The following is a 23,358-nucleotide window of genomic DNA, read 5'->3' as shown; positions in this document are numbered from 1 at the left end:
CGAGGGTTCAAGGATGTGCAAAACAGCGCATAAAAAAGGCCAAACCCTTAACATACTCGCCGTACGCAAGGGCTTGACCGTTATGACTCAATACAATTGATTTGTTTTTATTCTTTGGGAGTCAGGGGCTTGTAATACATGCCGATCTTTATGCGATCAGTTGAATATTGACTCTTGAGCTTGATCTTGAGGTCATCAGTTTCCCAGCGGTAGACATCCCAATTGTCAATCTTCTTGTGATCCGGCACACCATAAGAATCCATAAGCGTGGTGACCACTTTCTTAACATCTTTGGCCTTGTCGATCTCAACCAGTGTCGTATAGAGCTTACCACCTAAAAACCCATAGGTGACCTCCCCCTGCTCCACTTCAAAAATACCACACGGGTCCACCTTGGTGACAGAATAATACTTCACACCGTTCACGGCGTGGGAAAAAGTAATCTGCTCCACAGTAGAAATGGGTTCTCCCCAGGGAATGGCGTTACACTCAGCCGCAGCATATGCGGATACAGAGAATGCTACGGCCAGCAAGGCAGCGAAAACAAGTACGCGTATTTTCAAACCAGTCTCCTTGGTCTTTAGTTCATTCCATGACAGGACCATACTCACGGAGAGCACAATCCGTGTCAACTGTTGGTTTTCGTTCCCTTATAGGTAAACGCCTTTTTATCCATGGTATAATACGACCCGCGATCAATGCCCACAGCCTTGCCGCAAGGACAAAACACCTTGCCGTCCCGCTCTTCCATATTCCACACTTTTTTGATGCGATCCTTATGGCAACGGTGCACTTCACCCTGGCCAAGCTTGTAATACTTCCAGAGCTTACGACGACAGGCAGAACATTTGAGTGTGAGCATGTCCAAATGGTAACGCACTGAAAGACAATCGTAAATGCCTTGTCACCAGATCACAGAAAAAGGCCATGCAGACAAACTGCATGGCCTTAATAAAACATTTTTCACCGTAACCGGAATTTATTCGGATTTCGCCACAAAACGATGATCTGACCGCAACGTCTCGGCCTTGTCCGCATTCTGATCCAGCCAGCCAAAACGATCCGCCGGGGCAACGTCGAACTTGGCGACATAAGGTTTGATGTCTAGAAGAGGCGTTCCATCGAGAACATCAATACCGCGAATACGCAAGATGTTGCCTTCAATGGACTCCAACCGGACCACGGACATGCCGATCATGTTCGGCCGGCGAGGAGCCCGCGTGGAGAATAAGCCGCGTGGAACCGTGTCCATGAACGGCGTAACCTTGAGCTTAAAGTCGGTGTTCTTGTGCAGGTGATACAAGAGATGGATATGAGAGAATCCATCCAAGTCCTCCAAGCCTTCCACAAACTCTTCATTCAACCGAATTTCACCGACCACATCTTTGGCCCCGGTGGGCTGGATGGGCATATCGTCCAAAGACGTAAACGGTGTATGAATCACACCAATGGGAGTAAAAACGACGCTATTCATATGAGGCTCTCCGCTATGTTTCAGGCAAGTGTTACGTTTGCCGCCTTGACGCCAAGGCACATGGTGTCATCCCGGTGAATATCCAACTCCTGAAATGCACTGGCAGTAATAACTGCTGGGATGCGCACACCCTGCGACCGGAACGACAAGTGATACAGGATGCCTTCCTGATAATAGTCTTCAAGCGTCGCGTCCACAAGGTTCTGAATGGATGTTTTTTGCGGTCGATCCCGAAAGACCATGACATTTTCAGGCCGCAGAAACACACGGACATTGTCACCGCTCCGGGCAGACTCAATGGAATTCAAGACCAAACCACCCACGTCAACCTGACACTGGCCGTTGGCTCCGGGTTGAACTGTCCCTTCAAAAACACTCGCCCCCACAAAATCAGCGACAAACCGATTACTCGGCCTGTTGAAGACATCGTGCATGGTATCGTGCTGTTCCAGTCGTCCGTTACGCATGATGGCGACCTTGTCGGCCAAGGCCCACACATCATCCATGTCGTGCGTGATATGCAGGACGGTAATGTCACGCTTGCGCATAATCCGACGCAAAAGAGCACGCGTTGTATGTCGAGTTTGCGGGTCAAGTGCCGAAAGGGGTTCGTCCATAAGCAAAAGTCGAGGCTCAACCACCAGTGCGCGCGCCAAAGCAACGCGCTGTTGCTCACCACCAGACAAAGTTGTTGGTTTACGATGCAACACATGGAGAATATTCAGAGCCTCGGCCATCTCCATGATCTTTGCCTTTCGGCTCACCTTGTCCCGATCGACTTTCTTCAGACCATACTCGATATTTTGAAACACGTTCTTGTGGGGCAGAAGTGCATAGTCCTGATACACGATGCCAATGCGCCGTTTTTCCGGCGGGTCATCCGTGATATCGCGCCCTTCCAGAAACACCCTCCCTTTGGACGGTTTGTAAAACCCGATAATGCACTCGAGCAAAATAGTCTTGCCGGAGCCGGTCGGTCCCATGACGGTCAGGTATTCGCCACGTTCAAATTCTAGAGACACGCCTTTGAGCGAGAATTCTCCGAGATCGATATGCAAGTCTTCAACGCGTAGGAAACTCATAATTTCGCCTCCGTTTTCTCAAAAATGAAAATGGCGATGAAAGACACACCGATAAGCAGGATTCCACTGGTTAGGGCCATCCCCATGTTGCCGTACGAAATGTTCAAATAAAGAGTGATGGGCAGGGTTTCTGTCCGCATGTAGGAACCACCCGCCAAAATCAACACAGTGCCGAACGTTCCAATACACCGGGCAAAGGCGATGACTGTTGAAGCAAGGATACCGCTTCCAGCCAAGGGGATAGACACTCGAAGGAACGTCTCGAATTGCGTATAGCCAAGACTTCTGGACACAAACTCCATGCGAGGGTTGATATAGTCGAACGTGGATTTCATGATCCGCACCGAATATGGCAGGGCCGTAAAAAACTGGGCCGCAACGATACCCTTCTTGGTAAAGACAAAATCCAAACCAATGGAACTCAACGCCTTACCAATAGGAGTCTTCCCAAACAGCAAGAGCAGACACAAACCAAGAACCAATTCAGGAAAGGCCACTGGAAGATCAATAATAGTCTTCACCACGCCCTTGCCCCAGAAATCCAGTCGGGACAACGCATACCCGATGGGAAGTGCAAACAGCATAACCAACACCGTGGAGACAAGCCCTGTGAGCAAAGAAAGACGCAGTGAAAGCTGCATCTCATCACTCCAGATATTGGTCATGATATCTTCAAAGGTTGGCACCATCAACAACGCTCCAATCGCGCACAGCAAAAAGAACGTGATGAAAAAGGAACTGAAAAGCAGCCCCGCCTTAAACGGCGTTACTTTGTGCATGCTTCAAAACCCCACTTCTCCCAAACAACAAGCCCTTCGGCAGAGGCTATATAATCATTGAGTTCAAGAGCCAGGGGATTCTCTTTTGCAGAGACATGGACGGCGGTCGGAATTGTCTTGATCATATTGCGTTTGTCATCAATACGCACGACCTGCACCTTGCCCTTGCCCTCGGCCCATGTGGTAACATCCAACCAGTTAATAGCGGCATCGGCCTGCTCCAACGCGGTATAAATAAGCAGCTGATTGCAGGTAGGAGCATACACAACCACGTTAGGAGTCACCTGTTCCCACATTCCTGCCTTGCTCAGCATTTTCTTGGAAACCTTACCGATGGCAGCAGCCTTGGGATCTCCCAAAGCAACTTTGACACCGGGACGGGCTAGATCATCCAAAGTCTGGATATTCGCAGGATTGCCGCCAGGCACGACCATGACAGGCACATGCTTGACGATGGGCTTCATGCTCGGTTCATACACCCATCCATTTTTGATGGCATCGCGTGTGTATTTCTCGGCACCGGGAATAAAAACATCACATGTTTGTCCCACGCCGAGCATTCCGAAAATTTCACCTGAACTGCCATAATGCACATCAATATGCACATCGTGCGATTTCTCGAAGTTCTGACGAAGCTCTTCCATGGGCTTCATCAACCCAGCACCGGCAAAAATACGCAAATCATCAGCATAGGCATTGGTAAACATGCCGGTAACGGCAAGGCACAAGAAAAGGACAAAAGTCATGGGCAAAAAACGGCGAGACATGGCCACACTCCAGAAAAGTTACAGATACAGTAGTTCGGCTCCATTCCGCCATGAAACAGACCAATAAGACCGCCGTACCGACTTCCCTCAAATTCGACCTCGGCCCAGACTACGGACTACGGACTACGCAAAAGTACACAGACCTGCGCGCTTAATATGTTCCGAAGAACATAATGCATCCCTTCATAATGAGCAAGGATTTCAGCCCTACACAGGAGAATGACACGAACTTCAAAGGTATGGATTAGCAAAAGAAAAAAACGAGGAAGGAAGTATAGGCTATAGCGACTCTGAACGTTTTTGCACAACAGCACCAACCCCATTTATGGTTGAACTATCTCATCCTTCATTTCTACACCTGTTCAAAATGCACGGTCTCCACTTCAGGAAAATCGCCTAAAGTTTTGGCGATGCCCGCCTGAAGGAAGGAATCCACCCACCAGAAAATGTTGTTTTTACGAACCTGCTCACGCAATTTGGACATGTGAAGAGACCGTTCTTCCTTACTCCAATGAAATGCGCGGTGTATCCCTTTGGCAATGCCGTCCATATCATAAGGGTTGACCAGATAGGCATGTTTCTGAAGCTGAGCCGCCGCCCCGGCAAACTCACTGAGGACGAGGACGCCGTCTTCTGAATTGTTGCAAGCGCAATATTCCTTGGCCACTAGATTCATACCGTCGCGTAGAGGGGTAACAAGGCCGATGTCTGCGGCGGCGTAATAGGCCACCAGTTCATCATAGGGCAGATTGCGGTAGTGATAATGCACCGGCACCCAGCCGGGAAAAGAGAATTCGCCGTTAACCCGGCCCACCAACTGTTCAATTTCGGTGCGCAAATCTTTGTACTCCCCCACTTCCTCGCGGCTAGGCACAGCGATCTGCACGAAATTCATCCGCCCCTTCAAATCAGGATACCGCCGCAACAATGTCTGGATAGATCGTATGCGCTCGGGGATACCTTTAGTGTAGTCTAGTCGATCCACACCAAGAATAATTTTACGATGTCGCAAGGCCTCTTTTAACTCAAACGCTTTTCGGGCCACGTCAGGCCGCTTGGCTAAATCCGAAAACTGATTGTAATCGATGGAAATAGGAAAAGCTCCGAGTCGGAACTGCCTATTACCCGCATGCACCGTCACCACTGCACCGCGCCCCTCGACTCTCGCCTCAGGCATCAATCGTTGCAAACACCCCACGAAATTCCGGCGATCCTGAATCGTCTGAAATCCCACAAGATCATATTCTATCAGGGCTTGAATAAGCTTCCATCGCCACGGCAATTTCATAAAAATATCTGGCGTAGGAAACGGAATGTGCAGAAAAAATCCAATATTCCGCTTCACGCCCATGCTCTTCAGAAAAAACGCCTGATGCATAAGATGGTAGTCCTGAATCCAGATGTAATCGTCTTGATCAGACTTACGGGCCACCACTTCGGCAAATTTGAAATTCACGTCCAAATACGCCCGCCAATACTTGGGATAAAACCGGCAGCGAGTCTGTAAATCATGGAACAAAGGCCAGATGATCTCATTAGAAAAACCGAAATAATACCCATCCACCTCTTCTTTGGTCAAAGGCACGGTGCACAACTCATACCCAGCTTCCTTTGAGAAATCAGCCAGTAAGCTATCTACATCCACATCCGGGTCAGACGCACCGGACCAACCAATCCAGGTGCCGCCACGATTTTTAAGCACCGGAGCCATAGCCGTGACCAGTCCTCCAGAGCCAGGGTTAACCGTCCACCGACCTTGTTCCTTTTTAAGTGCTGCGGGAAGGCGGTTTGAAACCACCACAAGCTTCTGCATTCCAGATTCCATCGATCATCTCCCAATTCAGACATGAAGAACGGATTTTCTTCATTAATAGACTGTTACCGCTCTTTGATGGGGATTTCAACCACACGAGTAAAACAGAACGGTAAAAATTATGGCCCCAAACTGTTGACAAGAGCGACCGCATACTTATCTTTTGCCGCAGTCGACATTACACGCCGCGCAGGGTTGCGGTGAATATACCATAAGGAGATAATTTCATGGGCTTGAAACCATTGCATGACCGCGTCATCGTTCAGAGGAAAGAAGAAGAGGACAGAACTGCCGGGGGCATCTACATCCCGGATTCCGCAAAAGAGAAGCCGCAGAACGGCATTATCATAGCAGCTGGCCCCGAGTGCAAAACCGTTCAGGACGGCGACATCATCCTGTTCGCGAAGTATGCAGGCAGCGAATTCTCCATGGACGGCGACGAGCTGGTCATCATGAGAGAAGACGACATCCTCGGCGTCTTTGCATAAAACTATTCATGAAGGCCCGATTGCTTCGTTGCCTCAAAAGAATCAAATCCCCGTGTAGGAAGACTACGCTCCGGCCTTGATCCTTTTTCGTGCCTTGCACTCAAACCTTTCTGAACATTTTCACGATATTTTTTTTGTAGTTAACAAACAAATTTCACAGGGAATAAACAATGGCGAAAGCAATTGATTACAAAGCGGTTGCCCGTGAGGGCATGCAAAACGGCGTCAACATCCTGGCCAACGCCGTCAAAGTTACTCTCGGTCCCAAGGGCCGCAACGTCATGTTGGAAAAAACCTGGGGTGCTCCTCAGGTAACCAAAGACGGCGTGACTGTAGCCGAAAAGATCGACTTGGAAGACAAGCTCGAAAACATGGGCGCACAGATGGTCAAGGAAGTCGCTTCCAAGACCAATGAAATCGCCGGAGACGGAACCACCACTGCTACAGTGTTGGCCCAGTCCATTTTCAACGAAGGCGTCAAGCTGCTGGCTGCCGGCCGCAACCCCATGTGCATCAAACGCGGTATCGACATGGCTGTCGACGCTCTGGCTGAAGAACTGGAAGCAATGGCCAAACCGGTCAAAAAGAGCTCCGAAATCGCCCAAATTGGTTCTATTTCCGCCAACAACGACATGACTATCGGTGAAATCCTCGCCGAAGCCGTGGAAAGAGTCGGCGACAACGGCGTCATCACCGTTGAAGAATCCCAGGGCCTGTCCACCCAGTTGGACGTGGTCGAGGGTATGCAATGGGATCAGGGTTACCTCTCCCCTTACTTCATCAATGACGGTGACAAACAGGCCGCTGTTTACGAAGACCCGTTCATCCTGCTCTCCGAGGGCAAAATTTCCAGCATCAAACCGCTGGTTCCCATCTTGGAAGCCGTGGCCAAAGCCGGACGTCCCCTGCTCATCGTCGCCGAGACGGTTGAGAATGACGCTCTTGCCGGTCTGACCATTAACGCCATGCGCGGTTCCCTGAAAGTCTGCGCCGTTAAGGCTCCCGGCTTCGGTGAACGCCGCAAGGACATGATCCGCGACATCGCCATCATGACCGGCGCGACTCCGGTTTCAGAAGACACCGCTGTCACTCTGGAATCCATCCAGCCGAACGATTTCGGTACCGCCAAGAAAGTGGTTGTTGACAAAAACAACACCTTGGTCGTGGATGGTGCAGGCGACAAGGAAGTCGTAGCACGCCGCTGCGAAGAGATCATGAACATGGTCAACAACTCTTCCAGTGACTACGACCGCGAAAAGCTGCAAGAACGTCTGGCCAAAATGGTCGGCGGTGTAGCTGTCATCAAGGTCGGCGCTCCTACAGAAATCGAAATGAAAGAACGCAAGGACCGCGTTGAAGACGCCCTGAACGCCACCCGCGCAGCCGTTGACGAAGGTATCGTCGCCGGCGGCGGAACCGCTCTGGTTCGCGCTGGTAAAGCCCTGGCCAAGGTCAAGGGTGCCAACGACACCGAGCAGGCCGGTGTGGACATCGTCGTTCGCGCCATCGAAGAGCCTCTGCGCCAGATCGCCAACAACTGCGGCCTCGAAGGCACAGTCATTGTCGAAAAGGTCAAAGCCCTCAAGGGCAACAACGGCTTCAACGCCGCCACTGGCGAGTACACCGATCTGGTTAAGGCCGGTGTCATCGACCCGAAAAAGGTCACTCGCATCGCCCTGCAGAACGCCGCTTCCGTGTCCAGCATGTTGCTGACCACCGAATGCGCCATCTCCGAGGCTGTGATCGAAGAAGACTAGTCTTCACGCCATTCGATATTCAAAGGCCGGACGCACTGCGTCCGGCCTTTTTTGTTCCCTGTTGTCGAAACTTCGTCAAATATGTAGACTCCAACCATGTCATTTTTATCAAAACTCGTGCAGCCCTATCGAAAAGGTGAAAAGAACTTTGAACGCGGACGAACCGCGGAACTCCGTCGGGATTTCGCAAAAGCCGAGGAGTGCTTCACCACGGCTGCACACGCCTTTGATGAACACTTCGCGAAAAAGGACGCCGCAAGCAAAGACTCCCGCCCGTCCCATCTGGTCATGGCCGGAATTTGTTACACCCGTATCGGCCGATTTAAAGACGGATTACGAGTGCTTGAACAATGCATTGAAGCAAAAGATATTCCGGACGCCTTTCTGCATGCAGGATATGCAGCGGCAAAACTCGGCCTGACTGAAAAAACTGTCACTCACTGGAAAAACTACCCGGACTGGGCTGGGCAACGCATCATTGCCAACACGCTCAAGGATCAACTCAAAATGATTCGTACCAAGGATACCCCCGACCTTCAGGTTGCATGCGAAGCCGTTGCCAAGGCCGTGCAAGAACAGGACAAGACGAATCAAAATGACCGAAAATTTCGAGAACGCGGACAGCGAGACCGTGAGCACAAACAAGGATATTAACCAACTGTTTGTAAAACGCATCCAAAGCATGTAATTTCATTGCCATGCCGCAACATCACCACATATTCAAACGCTTAAGCCACTATTTTGCCTCGGCACTTCTTGCCGTACTTATTTTTTCATTCCCAGCGTTATCTGCCGACACAACCGTTGTCGGCACAGGTTCGCCCACTCAAGATGTGCCGAATGTTCAGGCCGCCGTGGACAAAGGCGGATCGGTCCTCCTCAAAGGGAAATTCAATTTTGGGTCTGAAGGCCGAGTAAAACTCACAAAAAACATTCGTATTTCCGGCGAAACCGATTCCATTGGAGAACCAAAGACCATCATTACCGGCGGTTTCTGGACCTTCTACGCTCCCCTGCCCTACAAGGATGCACCTCCGTCTGGAAAAGGTCCCATCGTGGCTGTCAGTTCCATCCGATTCGATGGCTCAAAAGGAACCCCGCTCCACTTCCCCTATGTAAGCGGCCTGGATATACGGGGATGCACCGTAACAGATGTCATTCCTCAACAAGTTGACATTGAATGGTCTGAGGCCGACACCCTTGCATTTCAAGCCGGAGTCATCGTGGGCAACCGCATTGTCCATACCAAAGGACCGTTAAAAAAAGCGGTGAGCGGAACAATCAGAATTGAAAACAACCGTTTCTTCATGGAAAACAAACACCCCGACAGTACAGCCGGATTCGGTGTTCTCACAGACTGGACCACGGGCGCGGAAATTACCATCAAGGACAATATCATCCTCCGTACATCTCGAAACGGCATAGAAGTGTTGGACAACACACGCGACGCCAAAGGCAACGGCTCCATCTCCATATCCGGCAATCGCATAACAACGGACGAGGAAGGCATTCCCTATCCTCACAAATATGGCCCAAACGGCATTGTAGCGGGCTGGTACTTCGACACTCGCGGTGGCGCGAACTTTTCACGCAACAACCGTATTGCCATCACAGGCAACCGCATCGAGGGCCGAGGTGATGCCTCAACCGGTATTCTGCTCTATGCCAATGACATCGTGGCCACCTGCAATGATGTCGTCATGGGCGGCGGCGTCAGCGCTCGTGGCATTGTCCAAACCGGTTCACGCGGTTTTTTCGCGAACAATAGAGTGCGCGGCGAAGCTCGATATGCCCTTTACTGCTACCCATTCGAATCACTCAAAGCCACGGCCAACACCTTTGCATGGACTGAACTAAACGATTTCACGGGTATCAAAGGCCACATCCTACTCGGCGGTCAGGTTAATGTAGTTGTCGGCTCGGTCCCGGCACTGCTCGACAAAGGCAAAGGCAATCGCGTGGTAGACACTCCGCCATGTGCCCTCCCAGAAGTTGACCCCGAAGGCGAATCCTGGGAACCCGTCGAATAGCTGACAGCTCTCAACCCTTGACTTGCTTGAGACTTGTTCATGAAGTTCACACTTATGCAAACAAGAACCCGCAACATATACGATCTTTCTTGACGAATTACCCCAACCAGACAGTTGCCGGGCAAGAGAATCAAACGAAATTTCATCAAAAAGCATGTAAGAAAACCAGCACTTCCATTGCAATGCCATCATCAACTTGATAAATATTACCTTTTGTGTTGACACCTCTAATTTCACCCGGTATTGATTGATAACGATTTTCAATTTCAACAAGCCGAGGTAATTATGTGTGCCGCTCTCGTAGGTGGAATGGACCGACTGAAAAGAGAATATGTGACTGAAGCCAAAAAAAACGGCGTCAAGCTCAAACACTTCACAGGTAAAGAGCGAAAAATATCCCAATCTCTTGGCAATGTTGATTTTGTCGTCCTGTTTACCAACAAAGTCTCACACAAAGCACGCAAAGACGTCCTCGACGCAGTGCGCGGCAAGGACGTCCCTGTATACATGCATCACTCTTGTGGAATAAGCACTCTTCGCAAACAGTTGGGCGAAGTCGTCGGCTAACCGGCTTCTCGGCCTTCCCATCCTTGAATCAAGTCGATGACCTTCTGGGTCAATCCGTTGAACTCCGGCTTGGTCACCTGAGCATCAGCCATGACAGCCTTGCCTTTGTGAAGAACTGATTTCGAAATCAAGGAAGAGAACAGGGTTACAGGCAACACCTTAAGTACCGGGTCTTCTTTTATCCGACGTGTTAATGTGTAGCCATCCATCTGCGGCATCTCCACATCAGAAACCACGGCGTCCAAGTAATACAAAGGACTCTTCCCTTCTTCTGTGGCCTTGTTCTTGATGGCCTCCAACTTTGCCCATGCTTCGGCCCCATCGCCGACCATGGTCACTTCGAAATTCGCATTCGTAAAATTCTTTTCCAGCAACTGACGCACCGATGTTGAATCATCCGCAACAAGAGCCCGATAGCGTTCTTCGGAGACCAGGTCGCTCAAATTGGCCTCAGTTTGCCCGGATTCATCCAAATCGGCCAACACCTGCTCAAGATCAAGCATCAAGACAAAACGATCCTTTATCTTAATCGTACCGGTGATGCAGTTGGTGTCCATGGAAGAAAAATATTTACTGGGCGGTTCGACGTCTGCCCAATTCACACGATGAATCTGTGTCACACCGGAAACCAAAAAACCTGTAATCATGGCGTTGAATTCAGTGACAATGACGGGTTCGTTCACATCATCTGCCTTGTCAATTTTCAACCACACACTCAAATCGACAACAGGCAAAATCAGATCACGCAAAGGAATCGTCCCAAGAAAACTGGGATGAACTGCCGCCTCAGACCCTTCCAGGCCTTCCGGGGCTTCGACCACCTCAAGAACTTTGGCCACGTTAACACCAAAGTACTGAGTCTCAATGCCTTTCTCTGTCTTTTCATTAATGAAGAACTCAATGATTTCAAGCTCATTGGTCCCAGTCTCCAATAAAATATCCGTCTGACTCATTCTTCCTCCTCCGCTCCGCAATTATGCGACTTGCTTCTCGCTTAGCACGGCATGCCGCTTTAGATGAATGATTTTTTTCATCTAAACCAATTTTAATGATTTCATGGCATGACTATAAAAAAAAATGCGCCGCGTTTAAGCGGCGCATTGAGAATCTATTAAAATAACGGTTAAGACGATACCGCTCCGGCCACTTCAACTTCCGTAAGACGCAAAGTATCCCATTGCACTGGCTCTTCGTGCTTCACGGAACGATTAAGAACCGCTCCCAACACCTCATCCCAATGGACAGGAGATACGCCTACCCGAGGGCAACGGGTTGTCAGATCCGCTTCTGTAAGGACATGCCCGGCAGGCAATTCACGGGAAAACACAATGCACTTGCGCAATTTCTTGGATGCGGCCTGCTCGTCAGGGAATACGACCTTACCTTTGACCTGAATGGCCTTTTCGACTTCACGGATCATGGTCACCATGGACGCCAGCTCTTGAGGTTCAAGAGAAGCCTGATGATCTGTTCCCTTAAGAGTCTTGTCCAAAGTAAAATGTCGTTCAACCACACAGGCATTTAAAGCCGCTGCCCCGACACTAGGACCAATACCTTTTTCGTGACCAGAATAACCAACCGGGACATCATAACGCTCAATAAGCGCCTCCATGACCGGCAAACCAATCTGTTCTTCCGGGCAGGGGTAGGTGGAATTACAATGCAACAGAATCACGTTGTCATGAAAATTGCGAATTTCCGCCATGGCCACGTCGATGTCTTCAAGCCCACTCATGCCAGTGGAAAGAATAATAGGAATACCGGTGGCCGCATATTTACGGACCAACGGCACGTTGACCAATTCGGCAGAACTGATTTTGAGCAGTTCCACATTCAGACCAACGATCTGCTCCAAGCTGGGTTCATCCCAAGCAGAAGCGAAAAATACCAGCCCCTTGGATTCGCTATACTCCTTGAGTTGTCTCATCTGCTCAATGGACAGCTCCAAAGCATTGCGATGCTCACCGTACGTCGGACCAAAACTATTGGGACCTGTATACGGGGCTGCCCTACCTTCACGGGTCAACAAGGCCTCGTTGTCCCTTTTCTGGAACTTGACACCTTGCACACCGGCGGCAGCGGCTTCGTCGATCATCCTTTGTGCGATGTCGTATTCACCCTGATGGTTATTACCAATCTCTGCGACGATAAAACAAGGATGGCCCTTGCCAATGGTGACGCCTGAACGAAGTGTGACGGACTGAATCTGTTTCATATCAGAATCTCACAATTTGAAATCCGCGCTTTTCGGAATACGGCTTGAGCTGCTCATAAATCTCGGCCTGCTTGCCAAAAGAGGTGATGACTACGGCATCGCAGTCCACCTGATCCAGAACATGCGGTGCGGAAACCACATGGCCGTTAAAAATCTGCCCCTGTTTCTTCGTATCATTATCAAGAAGCGCCAGGACCTGAAATCCTGTATCCCTTAGAGCGGACAAAACCACTTCGCAGGTCTCGGATGCACCGAATAACGCCAACTTTCTTTTTCCTTGGCTCTCCAAAACAGTGAGCCGATCCAAAACAAACTCTTTGATGGTCGAATACAGACGGACCGTTTCAGAAGAATAATCCGAAAACATCCGCTGCCGGGACTGACGCCCTTGATCCGTAAGAGTATAGCTATAACTCTTCCCGTTGATAGGAAAAAATTCAACCAGCCCCTCGGATTGGAGTTGTTTGAGATATTGATTGACCATAGCCCCAGACAAATGAAGCTGTTTGCCCAGCTCGAACTGGGACAATCTGGAATCCCTTGAAAGGGCATCCAGAATGGCAAGCACACGCGTACTTTTGCTCGGCTTGAGATAGCACCCGTCGGTTATCAACATTCCGGTAACCACATTTTCAACTTGATCTGCCATGAACTCTCTCGGTCATTCGTTCGGTCAATGATTCATCCAGTTTAAATGGGAATTGCATCGCCGAGTGAGTCACTCTAGACATGCGCTGCATCCCTGTCAATACGCCCGTCCCACAATGGTTTAGGCAATGTTTCTCATTTTTAATTCGTACAAGCCGCTTTCAATCAATCGTTGACATATTGAATAATCGGCCTTTTTCGCCCCAAACTTTAGCAGAGAGGCAATCATTTCCACATTTGAAAACGGAAATTGAATTGCAAAGAGTCTGCCAAGGGATCACTTCACACATGACATACAGCACATACATTTAACCAAGCTACCGAAATACTGACTTTTAATTTAAAATCAGTATACTCAAGGCGGATAAAAAACTTTCGCATCTGATTTTCAGAATCGCACACCGCGTCAAAACTCCGACCCGTCACTGTTTAAAACACGTCATATTGACCCCGTGCCCCACCTATTATAGGTTCTAGGACGCTTTCAACGAAATCAACGAGGATATTTACTCCATGGAGCATATAAACCGCCCCTGGCTCAAGGCGTACGACCCTGACGTGCCGCCCACGCTTGACTATGACAAGATCCCCCTGTTCGGCTTTCTGGACAGGGCCGCGCACAAATGGCCCAAACGTAAGGCTATTGTTTTCAAGAACTGGTCGATAACATACGCCAAACTTAAAACTCAGAGCGAAATTTTCGCGGCCAATCTCAAAACGGCCGGGATACGTAAAGGAGACCGGGTCGCCCTGATGCTCCCCAACCTGCCGCAGACGATCATTGCCTTTTGGGGTGTGCTTCGCGCGGGGGCCGTTGGAGTCATGACCAATCCGCTCTATATGGAAACAGAGATAGTCCACCAATTCAACGACGCAGACGTACGATGCTGCATCACTCTAGACATGCTTTGGCCCAAACTGGACAAACTACGGGACTCCATCCCGGTAGAAAAATTTTTCATCACCACCATAGGTGAAGGCTTGAAGTTCCCCTTAAGCACTCTTTACAAACTTCAAGCCAAAAAAAACGGCACCGCGCCCAAAGTTCCCTATGACGGAAAGCAGATTTTTTCCTTCAAGGAGTTAACGAAAGGCCGTGAAAAATTCACCGACAAGAAAGTAGACCATCACGACACCGCCCTTCTGCAATACACAGGCGGAACCACAGGAGTGGCAAAAGGATGCATCCTGACCCATTCCAACATCAGCGCGAACATGCAACAATGCCATGCCATGATGCACACCTTGGGGAAAAAAAAGGAAACATTCCTCGGAATCCTCCCCTATTTTCATATATATGGACTGACGACCTGTCTTGCCTGGCCGACCAGTCTGGGGGCAACACTGGCTCCGTTTCCGCGCTATGTTCCTCTTGACGTACTCAAAGGAATCAACAAGCTCAAACCGACCGTATTCCCCGGTGCACCGTCACTGTATATTTCCCTACTTCAGCAAAAAGACATCGACAAATACGATCTAAAGTCCATTGAAGTGTGTGTTTCCGGCTCTGCCCCCATGCCTGTCGAATACATGGAACAATTCAAAAAAAGGTCTGGCACATCCATTACCGAGGGGTATGGGTTGACGGAGGCGTCACCCGTCACCCATTTCAACCCGCTAGAAGGTATCAGCAAAGTCGGCTCTATTGGGCTGCCTTTCCCTGATACTGACGCCAAGATCGTCGACATGGATGTCGGCGGAGAACCTTTGCCTCCAGGGAAACGAGGAGAACTGGTTGTCCGTGGCCCGCAAATAATGAAAGGCTACTATAATCGCCCGGACGCCACGGCCGACGTCCTACGAAATGGCTGGCTCTACACCGGCGATATCGCCACCATGGATGAAGAGGGATACTTCTACATAGTGGATCGCAAAAAAGATCTAATCATTTCAGGTGGTTATAACATATATCCGCGCGAAATAGATGAAGTCCTGCACTCCCACCCCATGATCAAGGAAGCTGTCTCCGTTGGAATTCCCCACGAAACACGCGGCGAAATCGTCAAAGCCTATGTAATCACCCAGCCCGGAGAAGAACTCTCCCGCAGCGATGTCATAGCTTACTGTCGAGAAAAGCTTGCCAATTACAAAGTCCCTCGCAAAGTCGAATTCAGAAAAGACCTGCCCAAAACCATGGTCGGCAAAGTCCTCCGCCGAGCCCTGCGCGATGAAGAAACGGCCAAAGTCGAAGCGAAAAAAGCCCAAAAGGCTCTCAAAAAAGCAAAAAAAGCAGAAGATCATGCCGGAGAATAAGTATAAATGTAAGTTTCGCGGAGAAGTCTGCCGGGGACACCGCGAAATGCGTAACGGATACCGCGCCATGACTCTCTGGTTTTGCGGACTGTCCGGTGCGGGAAAATCGACCATTGCCCATGCTGTAGAAAAACGACTCTTTGATGAAGGAGCACGTACATACACCTTTGATGGCGACAATGTCCGTCACGGTCTATGCGGCGACCTCTCGTTTTCACCAGAAGGACGCGCTGAGAATATCCGACGCATCAGCGAAATGACAAAGCTATTCATGGATGCCGGTACTATTTGTCTATGTGCATTCATCACTCCCGAACACAACTCACAGCAGCGTCTCCGTGGCATGCATGAGGATGGGGATTTCTTCCTCGTCCATGTGGACTGCCCGGTGGAAGTCTGTGAAGAACGCGATGTAAAAGGGTATTACAAGCTCGCCCGTGAGGGGAAAATCAAAAATTACACTGGAATCAGTGCACCGTTTGACACTCCCGAATCGCCAGATCTGCGCTTGGATACAACATCTTGTAATATTGACGAATGCGTTGATCAGGTGTTCGCCTTTCTTAAAGAGAAAATCTCCCTTTTAGATGTGAAATAGCCACCAAACGAGGAGAAGGCCCCTCTCAAAAGTCCTCTTATTGACAATAATGAAAACCGAAATTTTTCTTTTTGAAAAATTTCGGTTTAATTTATTATGAAATACCTTGAAAATACGCATTTTATTCAACCATAACACTACATTTGCAAAAATGTAGTCTAGAAAACCCCTTCCTCTCATGGCCTATTTGGTGTAAGCACAGAGCTTGTATCGATTGGTAACCAATATTCCTATGAGAGGAGGAAATGATGAAAGGTTTTCTTAAAGGTATAGGCCTGCTGACCCTGATGTTGGTATGCAGCGCCTTTCTGCTGGCCGGTTGCGGTGAGGAAAAGTCTAATACAATCAAAATCGGCTTCAACCTGCCCCTGACCGGCGACATCCCGGAAGTCGGCGAAGGTTCCAAGAACGCAGCCGAAATGTATCTCAAAGATATCAATGACGCAGGCGGCCTGGAAGTGGGCGGTCAGAAGTACATGCTCGAATTCGTCTACATGGATAACGAGTCCAAAGCCGAATCTGCCACAAACGTCGCTCTGAAACTCATCGACCAGGAAGACGTTGTCGCCATCATCGGCCCCAACTCCTCCAAGCAAGCTGTACCCGCAGGTGGTACCTGCAACGAAAACCGCGTCCCCATGATTTCCCCGTGGTCCACCAACCCGAACACCACACTGGATCGCCCCTGGGTCTTCCGTGCAGCCTTCCTCGATCCTTTCCAGGGCCCCGTTGTTGCCGACTTTGCTGCCAAGAAATTTGACGCCAAGACTGCTGCTGTCATCTTTGATGTCTCCAACGACTACTCCAAGGGTCTGGCCGAAATCTTCAAGACTTCCTGGGAAGCAAAGGGCCTCGGCCCGGTCGTGGCTTTCGAGTCTCACGGTACCAAGGACCAGGACTTCTCCGCTCAGCTGACCACAGTTATCGCTGCCAACCCGGACTTCATCTTCGTGCCTGACAACTACAATCAGGTTGCCCTGATCATCCAGCAGGCTCGCGACCTCGGATACAAAGGTCCCTTCATGGGCTCCGATGCCTGGGGTACACCTGACCTGATCAAGCTGTGCGGTGACGAATGCTACGGCAACTTCTTCTCCACCCACTATGCTGCTGCAGGAGCCAAAGGCGCCACCAAGATCTTCATTGATCGCTATGAAAAAATCTACGGAGCCACTCCGGCTGACTACGCAGCCCTGACTTGGGATTCCATCGGCATCATGATCGAAGCCATCAAGAACGCCGGCAAGGTCGAGTCCGATCCCGTTGCCATGCGTAAGGCCGTCCGCGAGGGCCTGTCTGCCATCAAGTCTTTTGACGGTATCACCGGTTCCTCCAAGTTTGACGCACAGGGCGATCCCATCAAATGCGCTGTGGTCGTCAAGATCTCTGACAAGGGCGAATTCGTCTTCGAAGAGTCTGTCTGCCCATAAGCCTAAAATGTACCTGATATAATCGGGCGGGGGCCATTTGGTCCCCGCTCTTTTACTGAGTGAACGGGCCAACTCGTTCGGAATAAACCCCAAAGGCCCAAAGATATTTCCCGGGAAGTAAACGTGGACTTTATTATTCAAAACATACTCAATGCGCTTCAGTGGGGCAGCTTTTATGCCCTTATCGCATTGGGCTACACCCTCGTGTACGGCGTACTCAGGCTGATCAACTTCGCCCATGGTGATATTTTCATGGTTGGCGCGTATATCGCTTTTTTCGTGGCCGGATTCCTACTCGGTCCCACAGTTGGCCTTTCGCCCATCGTGACATTCATGCTCGCCGTGCCGCTGACCATGTTCCTGACCGCCTGTGTCGGTGTTACGCTTGAACGCGTTGCCTACCGCCCCTTGCGTCGAAAAGGAGCACACCGACTCTATGTGGTCATCACCGCACTCATGTGCGGGTTGATTCTTGAGTACTCCAACCTGGCAGTGCTCGGAGCCAGCCGTCTCAAATTTCCCGAACTGATTGAAAAATCAATCTGGCACTTCGGCGGCGTGACCATCACCAACTTAAAAGTCATCGTCATCGTAGCGGCAATCGCCGTTTTCATTTTCCTAAACTTTATCGTCACCAAAACGAAAATCGGCATGGCCATGCGCGGCATCTCTTACGACAAATTTGCCATTCCACTCATGGGCATTCCCATTGACGCCATTATCGTATTCACCTTTGTTCTTGGGTCCTCTTTTGCAGGTCTGGCCGGACTTTTGTTCGCCATGTCCTATCCGGTCCTTGAACCATTTATGGGTATGATCATCGGTTGGAAAGCATTTATCGCAGCGGTTGTCGGCGGTATCGGAGACATCCGAGGCGCATTCTACGGAGGCTTCCTGCTCGGCTTCATTGAGGTCGGCGTCGTTACCGTGTTCCCATCCACCTACCGCGACCTGTTCGCCTTTACGATCCTGTTGATCATCCTGTGGATGAAACCAACAGGCTTGTTCGGCATGCCGCAATCAACCAAAATTTAGTTGGAAGAAATACATATGAAAAAATATTCTCTCAACTTCGTCATGGTTGTCAGTGCCCTGTTCCTGCTGTCCCTGGCCCAGTTCGGCGTCATCAGCAACTACATCCAAGCCGTATTCATGTATGTTGGTATCAACATAATCATGGCGACTAGCCTGAACTTGGTAAACGGTAACATGGGTGAATTCACCTGTGGGCACGCAGCCTTCATGTGCGTGGGGGCATACGTCGCATCAATCCTGTCAGTCCTATTTTTCGGCAAGACTCTCGGTGATCCGCTGCTTCCCCCGGATATGGCTTTTCTGGCTTTCCCGATTATCATACTCTTGGGTGGTGCCTTTGCTTCTGTTGTCAGTATTCTGGTGGCAGTCCCGGCATTCAAAACTCGAGACGACTATCTGGCTATCATCACCATCGCCGTAAACTACATGGTCATCTCGGCCATTGAAAACATGGACTTTGTTGGTGGTTCTCGCGGTTTCCAAGGGATGAAAAGCACTGTCTGGGCCATGAAAGACACGTTAAACGGTCCATGGATGCTCTTCTGGGTTATTACCTTCATGGTCTTTACCATCTGGGTCATCCGCCGGTTTATCACATCCACATATGGCAAAGGCGTCAATGCCATTTGCCAAGATGAAACTGCAGCGGAAATCATGTCCGTGAACACCAACAAAATAAAACTGGTCAACTTCATGATCTCGGCGGGTCTGGCCGGATGTGCGGGCGGCCTGTTCGCCCACGTCGTCGGTTACGTCAATCCGCAGTCATTCAACATCCTTAAATCCACCGAGGCCATGGTCATGGTCTACCTCGGCGGCATGGGATCGCTCTCGGGCGCAATCATTTCTGCCGTGGTCTTCACCTTCCTGATGGAAGTGCTCAGATCCCAGTCCCTCATGGACTTCCTGCTGGCTCCTGCAACGTTCGTCTTCCCTGAATGGGAACCGTCAGCCGGTGTCATCAAATGGGTCATGATTCCCTTGCTCCTCGTCCTGATCATGCAGTTCAGGCCCGAAGGCATCATGGGTAACAAGGAGTTATCGGACGTATTCCCGAAACTCAAAAAATTCTACACGTTCAAGTAGGGGATCGGCATGTCACTTCTCAAAATCGACACTATGACCCAGCGTTTCGGAGGCCTTCAGGCCGTATCCGAATTCAGCGTGGAAATGAAAGGCGGCGAACTCATGGGGCTGATCGGCCCCAACGGAGCAGGCAAGACAACCATCTTCAACCTGATCTCTGGTTTCTACCAGCCTACTGAAGGAAGTATTATATTTGACGGCAACCCGACCGCAGGCCTCAAGCCGCATCAGGTTACGTCAATGGGCATTGCCCGAACCTTTCAAAATATTCGACTGTGGCACGATATGACCGTGCTTGATAACATCCGCATAGCCCAGCACTATCGGTTGGGCTATTCGGTCTGGGACTCCATCATCAGAGGCCCTAAATATCGAGCGCGAGAAGCACGCATTCTGGAGATTGCAAAAGAACTGCTGGACGCCATGTCACTGACTGACGTGGCCTACGAGTTCCCCAAGAACCTCCCGTATGGCCTGCAACGCCGTGTTGAGATTGCCCGCGCCATGTCTATCCGGCCCAAGCTCCTGCTGCTGGATGAACCTGCAGCTGGACTGAACTCCGCCGACGTGGAAGACCTCATCAAACTGGTCCGCTGGATTCACGACAACTTCGATATCACTATCTTCATGATTGAACATCAAATGAAGGTCGTGACATCCCTATGTCAATGGATCAAAGTCATTGATTTCGGTGCAACCATCGCCGAAGGCACACCAGAAGACATCCAGAGCAACCCGGCCGTCATCAAGGCCTATCTTGGAGACGACAACATATGACAACTCCACTCATCGAGGTTGAAAACCTCTACGTTAAATACGGTAACATCGAGGCCCTTCACGGCATCGACTTCTCCGTGGGCGAAGGCGAAATCGTTACGCTTATCGGAGCCAACGGCGCAGGCAAATCAACGACACTCATGTCCATCGCACAACTGCCGCCGCCTGAAGCCCCCAAGATCTTCAAGGGCGACATCAAGTTCAAGGGCAAATCCATTCTGGGTATGGCCCCTGACAAGATTGTCAGCGACCTCCATCTTGCTTTGGTCCCGGAAGGCCGTCACATCTTCGGTAATCTGACCGTTGAGGAAAACCTCAAGCTGGCAACCTATGCCCGCAAAGATTCTCAGGCAGATATTGATCGGGACTACAAACGAGTCTACTCACTCTTCTCCCGTCTGGATGAACGCAAAAAACAACGTTCAGAATCCCTGTCCGGTGGAGAACAACAGATGTTGGCCGTGGGCCGCGCTCTTATGTCCGGTTGTAAAATCATCATGCTTGATGAACCGTCCATGGGACTCGCCCCGCTGCTTATGTACGACATGTTCCGCACCCTGAAAGAACTAAACAAAGAAGGCATGACCATTCTGTTGATTGAACAGAATGCCAACCTTGCTCTCAAATTCGCCCACCGAGGCTACGTCATCGACACCGGCGAAATAGTGGCACAAGGGCCTTGCGATCAACTCAGGGAAGATCCTGAGGTCAAAAAAGCCTATCTCGGCGGCTAGCACAAAGCTCGCGCACACTTCAAAGGACTGTCCTCATGGGCAGTCCTTTTTTTGTATCCTTGGCCCTGTCATGGCACAGCTTATGCTTTAGATTTCGACAGGGCAAAAATTGCCCATGAACCCTGAATGCAAGAGGACCACAATGGCAGTTCAATCGGTTGGATCAAATGGATACATGGATGCCTATTCACTTTTGCAAGCCGCGAATGAAGAGCAGCAATTAAAGACACGCGCCGCTCAAATGGATAAAGAGCAGGATAAAACTGAAAGCACAAACGGCATGGCGAGTGACATTGAGTCATACTTATCCAAAATTCCCAAGGGAACGGACAACAGACTCTCTTTCCTCGATGTCGATAAATATCGTGCAAAGCTCGAAGCCAAATGGGATATCACTGTAACTGCAGATCTCAAAGCTTTGGGCGTGGATGTCACGAAAGAACTTCCGTTGAGTTATGACCCAGCTACCGGCAAGGTGACCATTGCCAAGGGCCATGAAGACAAAGAAATCATCGATAAATATTTCGAAGACAACCCAGACAAAGTTGAAGAATTCGATACCATTCTTCAATTGGGTAAACTGACCAACACAGCAAGCACCAAGCTGTCACAAGGTCAGATGATGCAAAACCTTCAATTCAAATCCATGTCATGGTGGTTTGCTGATAATTCAGATCCGACATCCTGGTTTGACGGTGGAGGGCTGATGTTTGGTCAGGGCCAGAACTCGTACACCGGACTGAACCTCACTGTCTAAGACTCTTCCAGCCAAATACTTTATCCGTACAAATAAAACGGCGTACCCTGTATTCACAGGGTACGCCGTTTATATTCGTATGCCGGATATTTCCAGCGAAGAATCAATTAGTCTTCGATCACAGTGGCTTTGTTGATAAAAACAGGCTCGACCGGGACATCGTCGTGGAAGCCGCTACGGCCAGTAGCCACACCCTTGATCTCGTCTACAATATCAGTACCTTCTACAACCTTACCGAAAACGGCATAGCCCCAACCCTGAGGGGTCTCGGAAGAGAAGTTGAGAAAACCGTTGTCCTTGACGTTAACGAAGAACTGAGAAGAAGCGGAATGGGGGTCCATGGTACGCGCCATGGCTAATGTGTAACAGTCGTTCTTCACGCCATTGTTGGCTTCGTTTTCAATAGGCTCACGGGTTGCCTTTTCCTGCATGTTTTCATCCATGCCGCCGCCCTGAACCATAAAGTTACCGATAACACGGTGAAAAATAAGACCATCGTAAAAGCCTTCTTCAACGTACTGCTGAAAATTAGCAGCAGACTTGGGGGCCTTTTCAAAATCAAGCTCGATGACGATGTCACCCATGCTGGTTTCCATTTTAATCATTTTGTATCTCCTTTGTGCCGGCAATTCCCCGGCGTAATGTCGTTCGCGTCCCACCGTGTATCAGAGGGATGCACGGCTGGCAAATTGTCGGCAAGTGCCGATTATAGTCAGGGTTGTTGTGATTCCGAAGGCACCGTATTCGGCAGAGAGTTTGACTCGGACAAAACTTCAATTTCATCTGACACAACCGGGCTACTAAATACGGGCAGCCCCTCCTGCGTCACGGAACCTACAGCCGTGACAGACAGGAGAGAACCGAGTTTCATAATATTCTTTTCAATAACCAATTCGGCCTGTGGCTCAAGTATTTCCGCTTGCTTTGCGGCATACGGATTCTCGGGCTGGAAATGCACCGGAGCGGGTTTATCCACCATGGCGGTAGCCAAAAAGGCCAACGCAAGTCCAGCCGCAATGGGCTTGAAGACTCGCACCAAGTTTGATGAATTTCCGAAAGCCATAAATC

25 protein-coding genes are annotated in these 23,358 nt (G+C 50.0%); 13 read left to right on the top strand and 12 right to left on the bottom strand.

Going from position 1 to position 23,358, the window contains the following annotated elements; all coding sequences use genetic code 11:
- Positions 1 to 107: 107 nt before the first annotated feature.
- From SYK_RS14600 to SYK_RS14570, 7 genes are all read right to left on the bottom strand, one after another.
- On the bottom strand, positions 108 to 563 hold the full coding sequence (locus SYK_RS14600) for a hypothetical protein (protein WP_281761006.1): 456 nt from the start codon (positions 561 to 563) through the stop codon (positions 108 to 110).
- A 65-nt stretch (positions 564 to 628) separates the two neighbouring features.
- Positions 629 to 862, bottom strand: coding sequence for a hypothetical protein (locus SYK_RS14595; RefSeq protein WP_281761005.1), 234 nt, complete (start codon positions 860 to 862; stop codon positions 629 to 631).
- Between the two features lie 117 nt (positions 863 to 979).
- Positions 980 to 1,474, bottom strand: coding sequence for a tRNA (N6-threonylcarbamoyladenosine(37)-N6)-methyltransferase TrmO (gene tsaA / locus SYK_RS14590; RefSeq protein ID WP_281761004.1), 495 nt, complete (start codon positions 1,472 to 1,474; stop codon positions 980 to 982).
- A gap of 20 nt (positions 1,475 to 1,494) precedes the next feature.
- The gene (locus SYK_RS14585) at positions 1,495 to 2,556 is read right to left on the bottom strand and encodes an ATP-binding cassette domain-containing protein (RefSeq protein WP_281761003.1); all 1,062 of its coding nucleotides are present in this window, start codon (positions 2,554 to 2,556) and stop codon (positions 1,495 to 1,497) included.
- Entirely contained in the window at positions 2,553 to 3,335 is a 783-nt protein-coding gene (locus SYK_RS14580; protein WP_281761002.1) for an ABC transporter permease, read from the bottom strand. The genes SYK_RS14585 and SYK_RS14580 overlap by 4 nt, the downstream gene beginning before the upstream one ends.
- Positions 3,323 to 4,102 (bottom strand): molybdate ABC transporter substrate-binding protein, encoded by a 780-nt coding sequence (gene modA, locus SYK_RS14575; RefSeq protein WP_281761001.1) that lies wholly within the window; start codon positions 4,100 to 4,102, stop codon positions 3,323 to 3,325. The genes SYK_RS14580 and modA overlap by 13 nt, the downstream gene beginning before the upstream one ends.
- A 352-nt stretch (positions 4,103 to 4,454) precedes the next feature.
- Positions 4,455 to 5,927 (bottom strand): alpha,alpha-trehalose-phosphate synthase (UDP-forming), encoded by a 1,473-nt coding sequence (locus SYK_RS14570; protein ID WP_281761000.1) that lies wholly within the window; start codon positions 5,925 to 5,927, stop codon positions 4,455 to 4,457.
- Positions 5,928 to 6,142: 215 nt separating this feature from the next.
- On the opposite strand from SYK_RS14570, the gene SYK_RS14565 reads away from it, so the two are divergent.
- The 5 genes from SYK_RS14565 (at position 6,143) to SYK_RS14545 (ending at position 10,757) form a co-directional block, all read left to right on the top strand.
- Entirely contained in the window at positions 6,143 to 6,403 is a 261-nt protein-coding gene (locus tag SYK_RS14565; RefSeq protein ID WP_281760999.1) for a co-chaperone GroES, read from the top strand.
- Between the two features lie 170 nt (positions 6,404 to 6,573).
- A complete protein-coding gene (groL, locus tag SYK_RS14560) occupies positions 6,574 to 8,160 on the top strand; it encodes a chaperonin GroEL (protein ID WP_281760998.1) in 1,587 nt (528 codons plus the stop codon).
- Positions 8,161 to 8,256: 96 nt separating this feature from the next.
- Positions 8,257 to 8,814, top strand: coding sequence for a hypothetical protein (locus tag SYK_RS14555; protein ID WP_281760997.1), 558 nt, complete (start codon positions 8,257 to 8,259; stop codon positions 8,812 to 8,814).
- Positions 8,815 to 8,858: 44 nt separating this feature from the next.
- Entirely contained in the window at positions 8,859 to 10,190 is a 1,332-nt protein-coding gene (locus tag SYK_RS14550; RefSeq protein ID WP_281760996.1) for a right-handed parallel beta-helix repeat-containing protein, read from the top strand.
- Positions 10,191 to 10,475: 285 nt separating this feature from the next.
- Complete coding sequence (locus SYK_RS14545; protein WP_281760995.1) at positions 10,476 to 10,757, top strand: DUF2325 domain-containing protein; 282 nt, start codon at positions 10,476 to 10,478, stop codon at positions 10,755 to 10,757.
- Here SYK_RS14545 and SYK_RS14540 read toward each other — a convergent pair.
- The 3 genes from SYK_RS14540 to SYK_RS14530 all read right to left on the bottom strand — a co-directional run bounded on the left by SYK_RS14540 (position 10,754) and on the right by SYK_RS14530 (position 13,621).
- A complete protein-coding gene (locus tag SYK_RS14540; protein ID WP_281760994.1) occupies positions 10,754 to 11,710 on the bottom strand; it encodes a chemotaxis protein in 957 nt (318 codons plus the stop codon). The genes SYK_RS14545 and SYK_RS14540 overlap by 4 nt on opposite strands.
- Positions 11,711 to 11,880: 170 nt before the next feature.
- The gene (locus SYK_RS14535) at positions 11,881 to 12,972 is read right to left on the bottom strand and encodes an N-acetylneuraminate synthase family protein (protein WP_281760993.1); all 1,092 of its coding nucleotides are present in this window, start codon (positions 12,970 to 12,972) and stop codon (positions 11,881 to 11,883) included.
- A gap of 1 nt (position 12,973) precedes the next feature.
- The gene (locus tag SYK_RS14530; protein ID WP_281760992.1) at positions 12,974 to 13,621 is read right to left on the bottom strand and encodes a winged helix-turn-helix transcriptional regulator; all 648 of its coding nucleotides are present in this window, start codon (positions 13,619 to 13,621) and stop codon (positions 12,974 to 12,976) included.
- A 512-nt stretch (positions 13,622 to 14,133) separates the two neighbouring features.
- Here SYK_RS14530 and SYK_RS14525 point away from each other — a divergent pair.
- The 8 genes from SYK_RS14525 to SYK_RS14490 all read left to right on the top strand — a co-directional run bounded on the left by SYK_RS14525 (position 14,134) and on the right by SYK_RS14490 (position 22,290).
- Complete coding sequence (locus tag SYK_RS14525) at positions 14,134 to 15,873, top strand: long-chain-fatty-acid--CoA ligase (RefSeq protein WP_281760991.1); 1,740 nt, start codon at positions 14,134 to 14,136, stop codon at positions 15,871 to 15,873.
- Positions 15,860 to 16,471, top strand: coding sequence for an adenylyl-sulfate kinase (gene cysC, locus SYK_RS14520; protein WP_281760990.1), 612 nt, complete (start codon positions 15,860 to 15,862; stop codon positions 16,469 to 16,471). The genes SYK_RS14525 and cysC overlap by 14 nt, the downstream gene beginning before the upstream one ends.
- Positions 16,472 to 16,719: 248 nt before the next feature.
- Positions 16,720 to 17,901, top strand: a complete 1,182-nt coding sequence (locus SYK_RS14515) for an ABC transporter substrate-binding protein (RefSeq protein ID WP_281760989.1) — start codon at positions 16,720 to 16,722, stop codon at positions 17,899 to 17,901.
- Between the two features lie 123 nt (positions 17,902 to 18,024).
- On the top strand, positions 18,025 to 18,936 hold the full coding sequence (locus SYK_RS14510) for a branched-chain amino acid ABC transporter permease (RefSeq protein ID WP_281760988.1): 912 nt from the start codon (positions 18,025 to 18,027) through the stop codon (positions 18,934 to 18,936).
- A gap of 15 nt (positions 18,937 to 18,951) precedes the next feature.
- Positions 18,952 to 20,022: a branched-chain amino acid ABC transporter permease gene (locus tag SYK_RS14505; RefSeq protein ID WP_281760987.1), complete on the top strand. Its 1,071-nt coding sequence runs from the start codon at positions 18,952 to 18,954 to the stop codon at positions 20,020 to 20,022.
- A gap of 9 nt (positions 20,023 to 20,031) precedes the next feature.
- On the top strand, positions 20,032 to 20,799 hold the full coding sequence (locus tag SYK_RS14500) for an ABC transporter ATP-binding protein (RefSeq protein WP_281760986.1): 768 nt from the start codon (positions 20,032 to 20,034) through the stop codon (positions 20,797 to 20,799).
- The gene (locus tag SYK_RS14495; protein ID WP_281760985.1) at positions 20,796 to 21,533 is read left to right on the top strand and encodes an ABC transporter ATP-binding protein; all 738 of its coding nucleotides are present in this window, start codon (positions 20,796 to 20,798) and stop codon (positions 21,531 to 21,533) included. The genes SYK_RS14500 and SYK_RS14495 overlap by 4 nt, the downstream gene beginning before the upstream one ends.
- Positions 21,534 to 21,675: 142 nt before the next feature.
- A complete protein-coding gene (locus SYK_RS14490) occupies positions 21,676 to 22,290 on the top strand; it encodes a hypothetical protein (RefSeq protein ID WP_281760984.1) in 615 nt (204 codons plus the stop codon).
- A 107-nt stretch (positions 22,291 to 22,397) separates the two neighbouring features.
- On the opposite strand, the gene SYK_RS14485 is transcribed toward SYK_RS14490, so the two are convergent.
- Together SYK_RS14485 and SYK_RS14480 are read right to left on the bottom strand one after the other, a co-directional pair.
- Positions 22,398 to 22,895, bottom strand: a complete 498-nt coding sequence (locus tag SYK_RS14485) for a peptidylprolyl isomerase (protein ID WP_281760983.1) — start codon at positions 22,893 to 22,895, stop codon at positions 22,398 to 22,400.
- Between the two features lie 107 nt (positions 22,896 to 23,002).
- A complete protein-coding gene (locus SYK_RS14480) occupies positions 23,003 to 23,353 on the bottom strand; it encodes a hypothetical protein (RefSeq protein ID WP_281760982.1) in 351 nt (116 codons plus the stop codon).
- Positions 23,354 to 23,358 lie beyond the last annotated feature (5 nt).

It is taken from the genome of Pseudodesulfovibrio nedwellii (assembly GCF_027923765.1).
Lineage (GTDB): Bacteria > Desulfobacterota > Desulfovibrionia > Desulfovibrionales > Desulfovibrionaceae > Pseudodesulfovibrio > Pseudodesulfovibrio nedwellii.
Note: the sequence above shows the minus strand (reverse complement) of the source record. Positions and strands in the feature narration are given on the sequence as shown.

Excerpts from the sequence above, each read along its gene's own strand:
- SYK_RS14595 (WP_281761005.1), bottom strand. The coding sequence starts at position 862 with ATGCTCACACTCAAATGTTCTGCCTGTCGTCGTAAGCTCTGGAAGTAT.
- tsaA (WP_281761004.1), bottom strand. The coding sequence starts at position 1,474 with ATGAATAGCGTCGTTTTTACTCCCATTGGTGTGATTCATACACCGTTT.
- SYK_RS14585 (WP_281761003.1), bottom strand. The coding sequence starts at position 2,556 with ATGAGTTTCCTACGCGTTGAAGACTTGCATATCGATCTCGGAGAATTC.
- SYK_RS14580 (WP_281761002.1), bottom strand. The coding sequence starts at position 3,335 with ATGCACAAAGTAACGCCGTTTAAGGCGGGGCTGCTTTTCAGTTCCTTT.
- modA (WP_281761001.1), bottom strand. The coding sequence starts at position 4,102 with ATGTCTCGCCGTTTTTTGCCCATGACTTTTGTCCTTTTCTTGTGCCTT.
- SYK_RS14570 (WP_281761000.1), bottom strand. The coding sequence starts at position 5,927 with ATGGAATCTGGAATGCAGAAGCTTGTGGTGGTTTCAAACCGCCTTCCC.
- SYK_RS14565 (WP_281760999.1), top strand. The coding sequence starts at position 6,143 with ATGGGCTTGAAACCATTGCATGACCGCGTCATCGTTCAGAGGAAAGAA.
- groL (WP_281760998.1), top strand. The coding sequence starts at position 6,574 with ATGGCGAAAGCAATTGATTACAAAGCGGTTGCCCGTGAGGGCATGCAA.
- SYK_RS14555 (WP_281760997.1), top strand. The coding sequence starts at position 8,257 with ATGTCATTTTTATCAAAACTCGTGCAGCCCTATCGAAAAGGTGAAAAG.
- SYK_RS14550 (WP_281760996.1), top strand. The coding sequence starts at position 8,859 with ATGCCGCAACATCACCACATATTCAAACGCTTAAGCCACTATTTTGCC.
- SYK_RS14545 (WP_281760995.1), top strand. The coding sequence starts at position 10,476 with ATGTGTGCCGCTCTCGTAGGTGGAATGGACCGACTGAAAAGAGAATAT.
- SYK_RS14540 (WP_281760994.1), bottom strand. The coding sequence starts at position 11,710 with ATGAGTCAGACGGATATTTTATTGGAGACTGGGACCAATGAGCTTGAA.
- SYK_RS14535 (WP_281760993.1), bottom strand. The coding sequence starts at position 12,972 with ATGAAACAGATTCAGTCCGTCACACTTCGTTCAGGCGTCACCATTGGC.
- SYK_RS14530 (WP_281760992.1), bottom strand. The coding sequence starts at position 13,621 with ATGGCAGATCAAGTTGAAAATGTGGTTACCGGAATGTTGATAACCGAC.
- SYK_RS14525 (WP_281760991.1), top strand. The coding sequence starts at position 14,134 with ATGGAGCATATAAACCGCCCCTGGCTCAAGGCGTACGACCCTGACGTG.
- cysC (WP_281760990.1), top strand. The coding sequence starts at position 15,860 with ATGCCGGAGAATAAGTATAAATGTAAGTTTCGCGGAGAAGTCTGCCGG.
- SYK_RS14515 (WP_281760989.1), top strand. The coding sequence starts at position 16,720 with ATGAAAGGTTTTCTTAAAGGTATAGGCCTGCTGACCCTGATGTTGGTA.
- SYK_RS14505 (WP_281760987.1), top strand. The coding sequence starts at position 18,952 with ATGAAAAAATATTCTCTCAACTTCGTCATGGTTGTCAGTGCCCTGTTC.
- SYK_RS14500 (WP_281760986.1), top strand. The coding sequence starts at position 20,032 with ATGTCACTTCTCAAAATCGACACTATGACCCAGCGTTTCGGAGGCCTT.
- SYK_RS14495 (WP_281760985.1), top strand. The coding sequence starts at position 20,796 with ATGACAACTCCACTCATCGAGGTTGAAAACCTCTACGTTAAATACGGT.
- SYK_RS14490 (WP_281760984.1), top strand. The coding sequence starts at position 21,676 with ATGGCAGTTCAATCGGTTGGATCAAATGGATACATGGATGCCTATTCA.
- SYK_RS14485 (WP_281760983.1), bottom strand. The coding sequence starts at position 22,895 with ATGATTAAAATGGAAACCAGCATGGGTGACATCGTCATCGAGCTTGAT.
- SYK_RS14480 (WP_281760982.1), bottom strand. The coding sequence starts at position 23,353 with ATGGCTTTCGGAAATTCATCAAACTTGGTGCGAGTCTTCAAGCCCATT.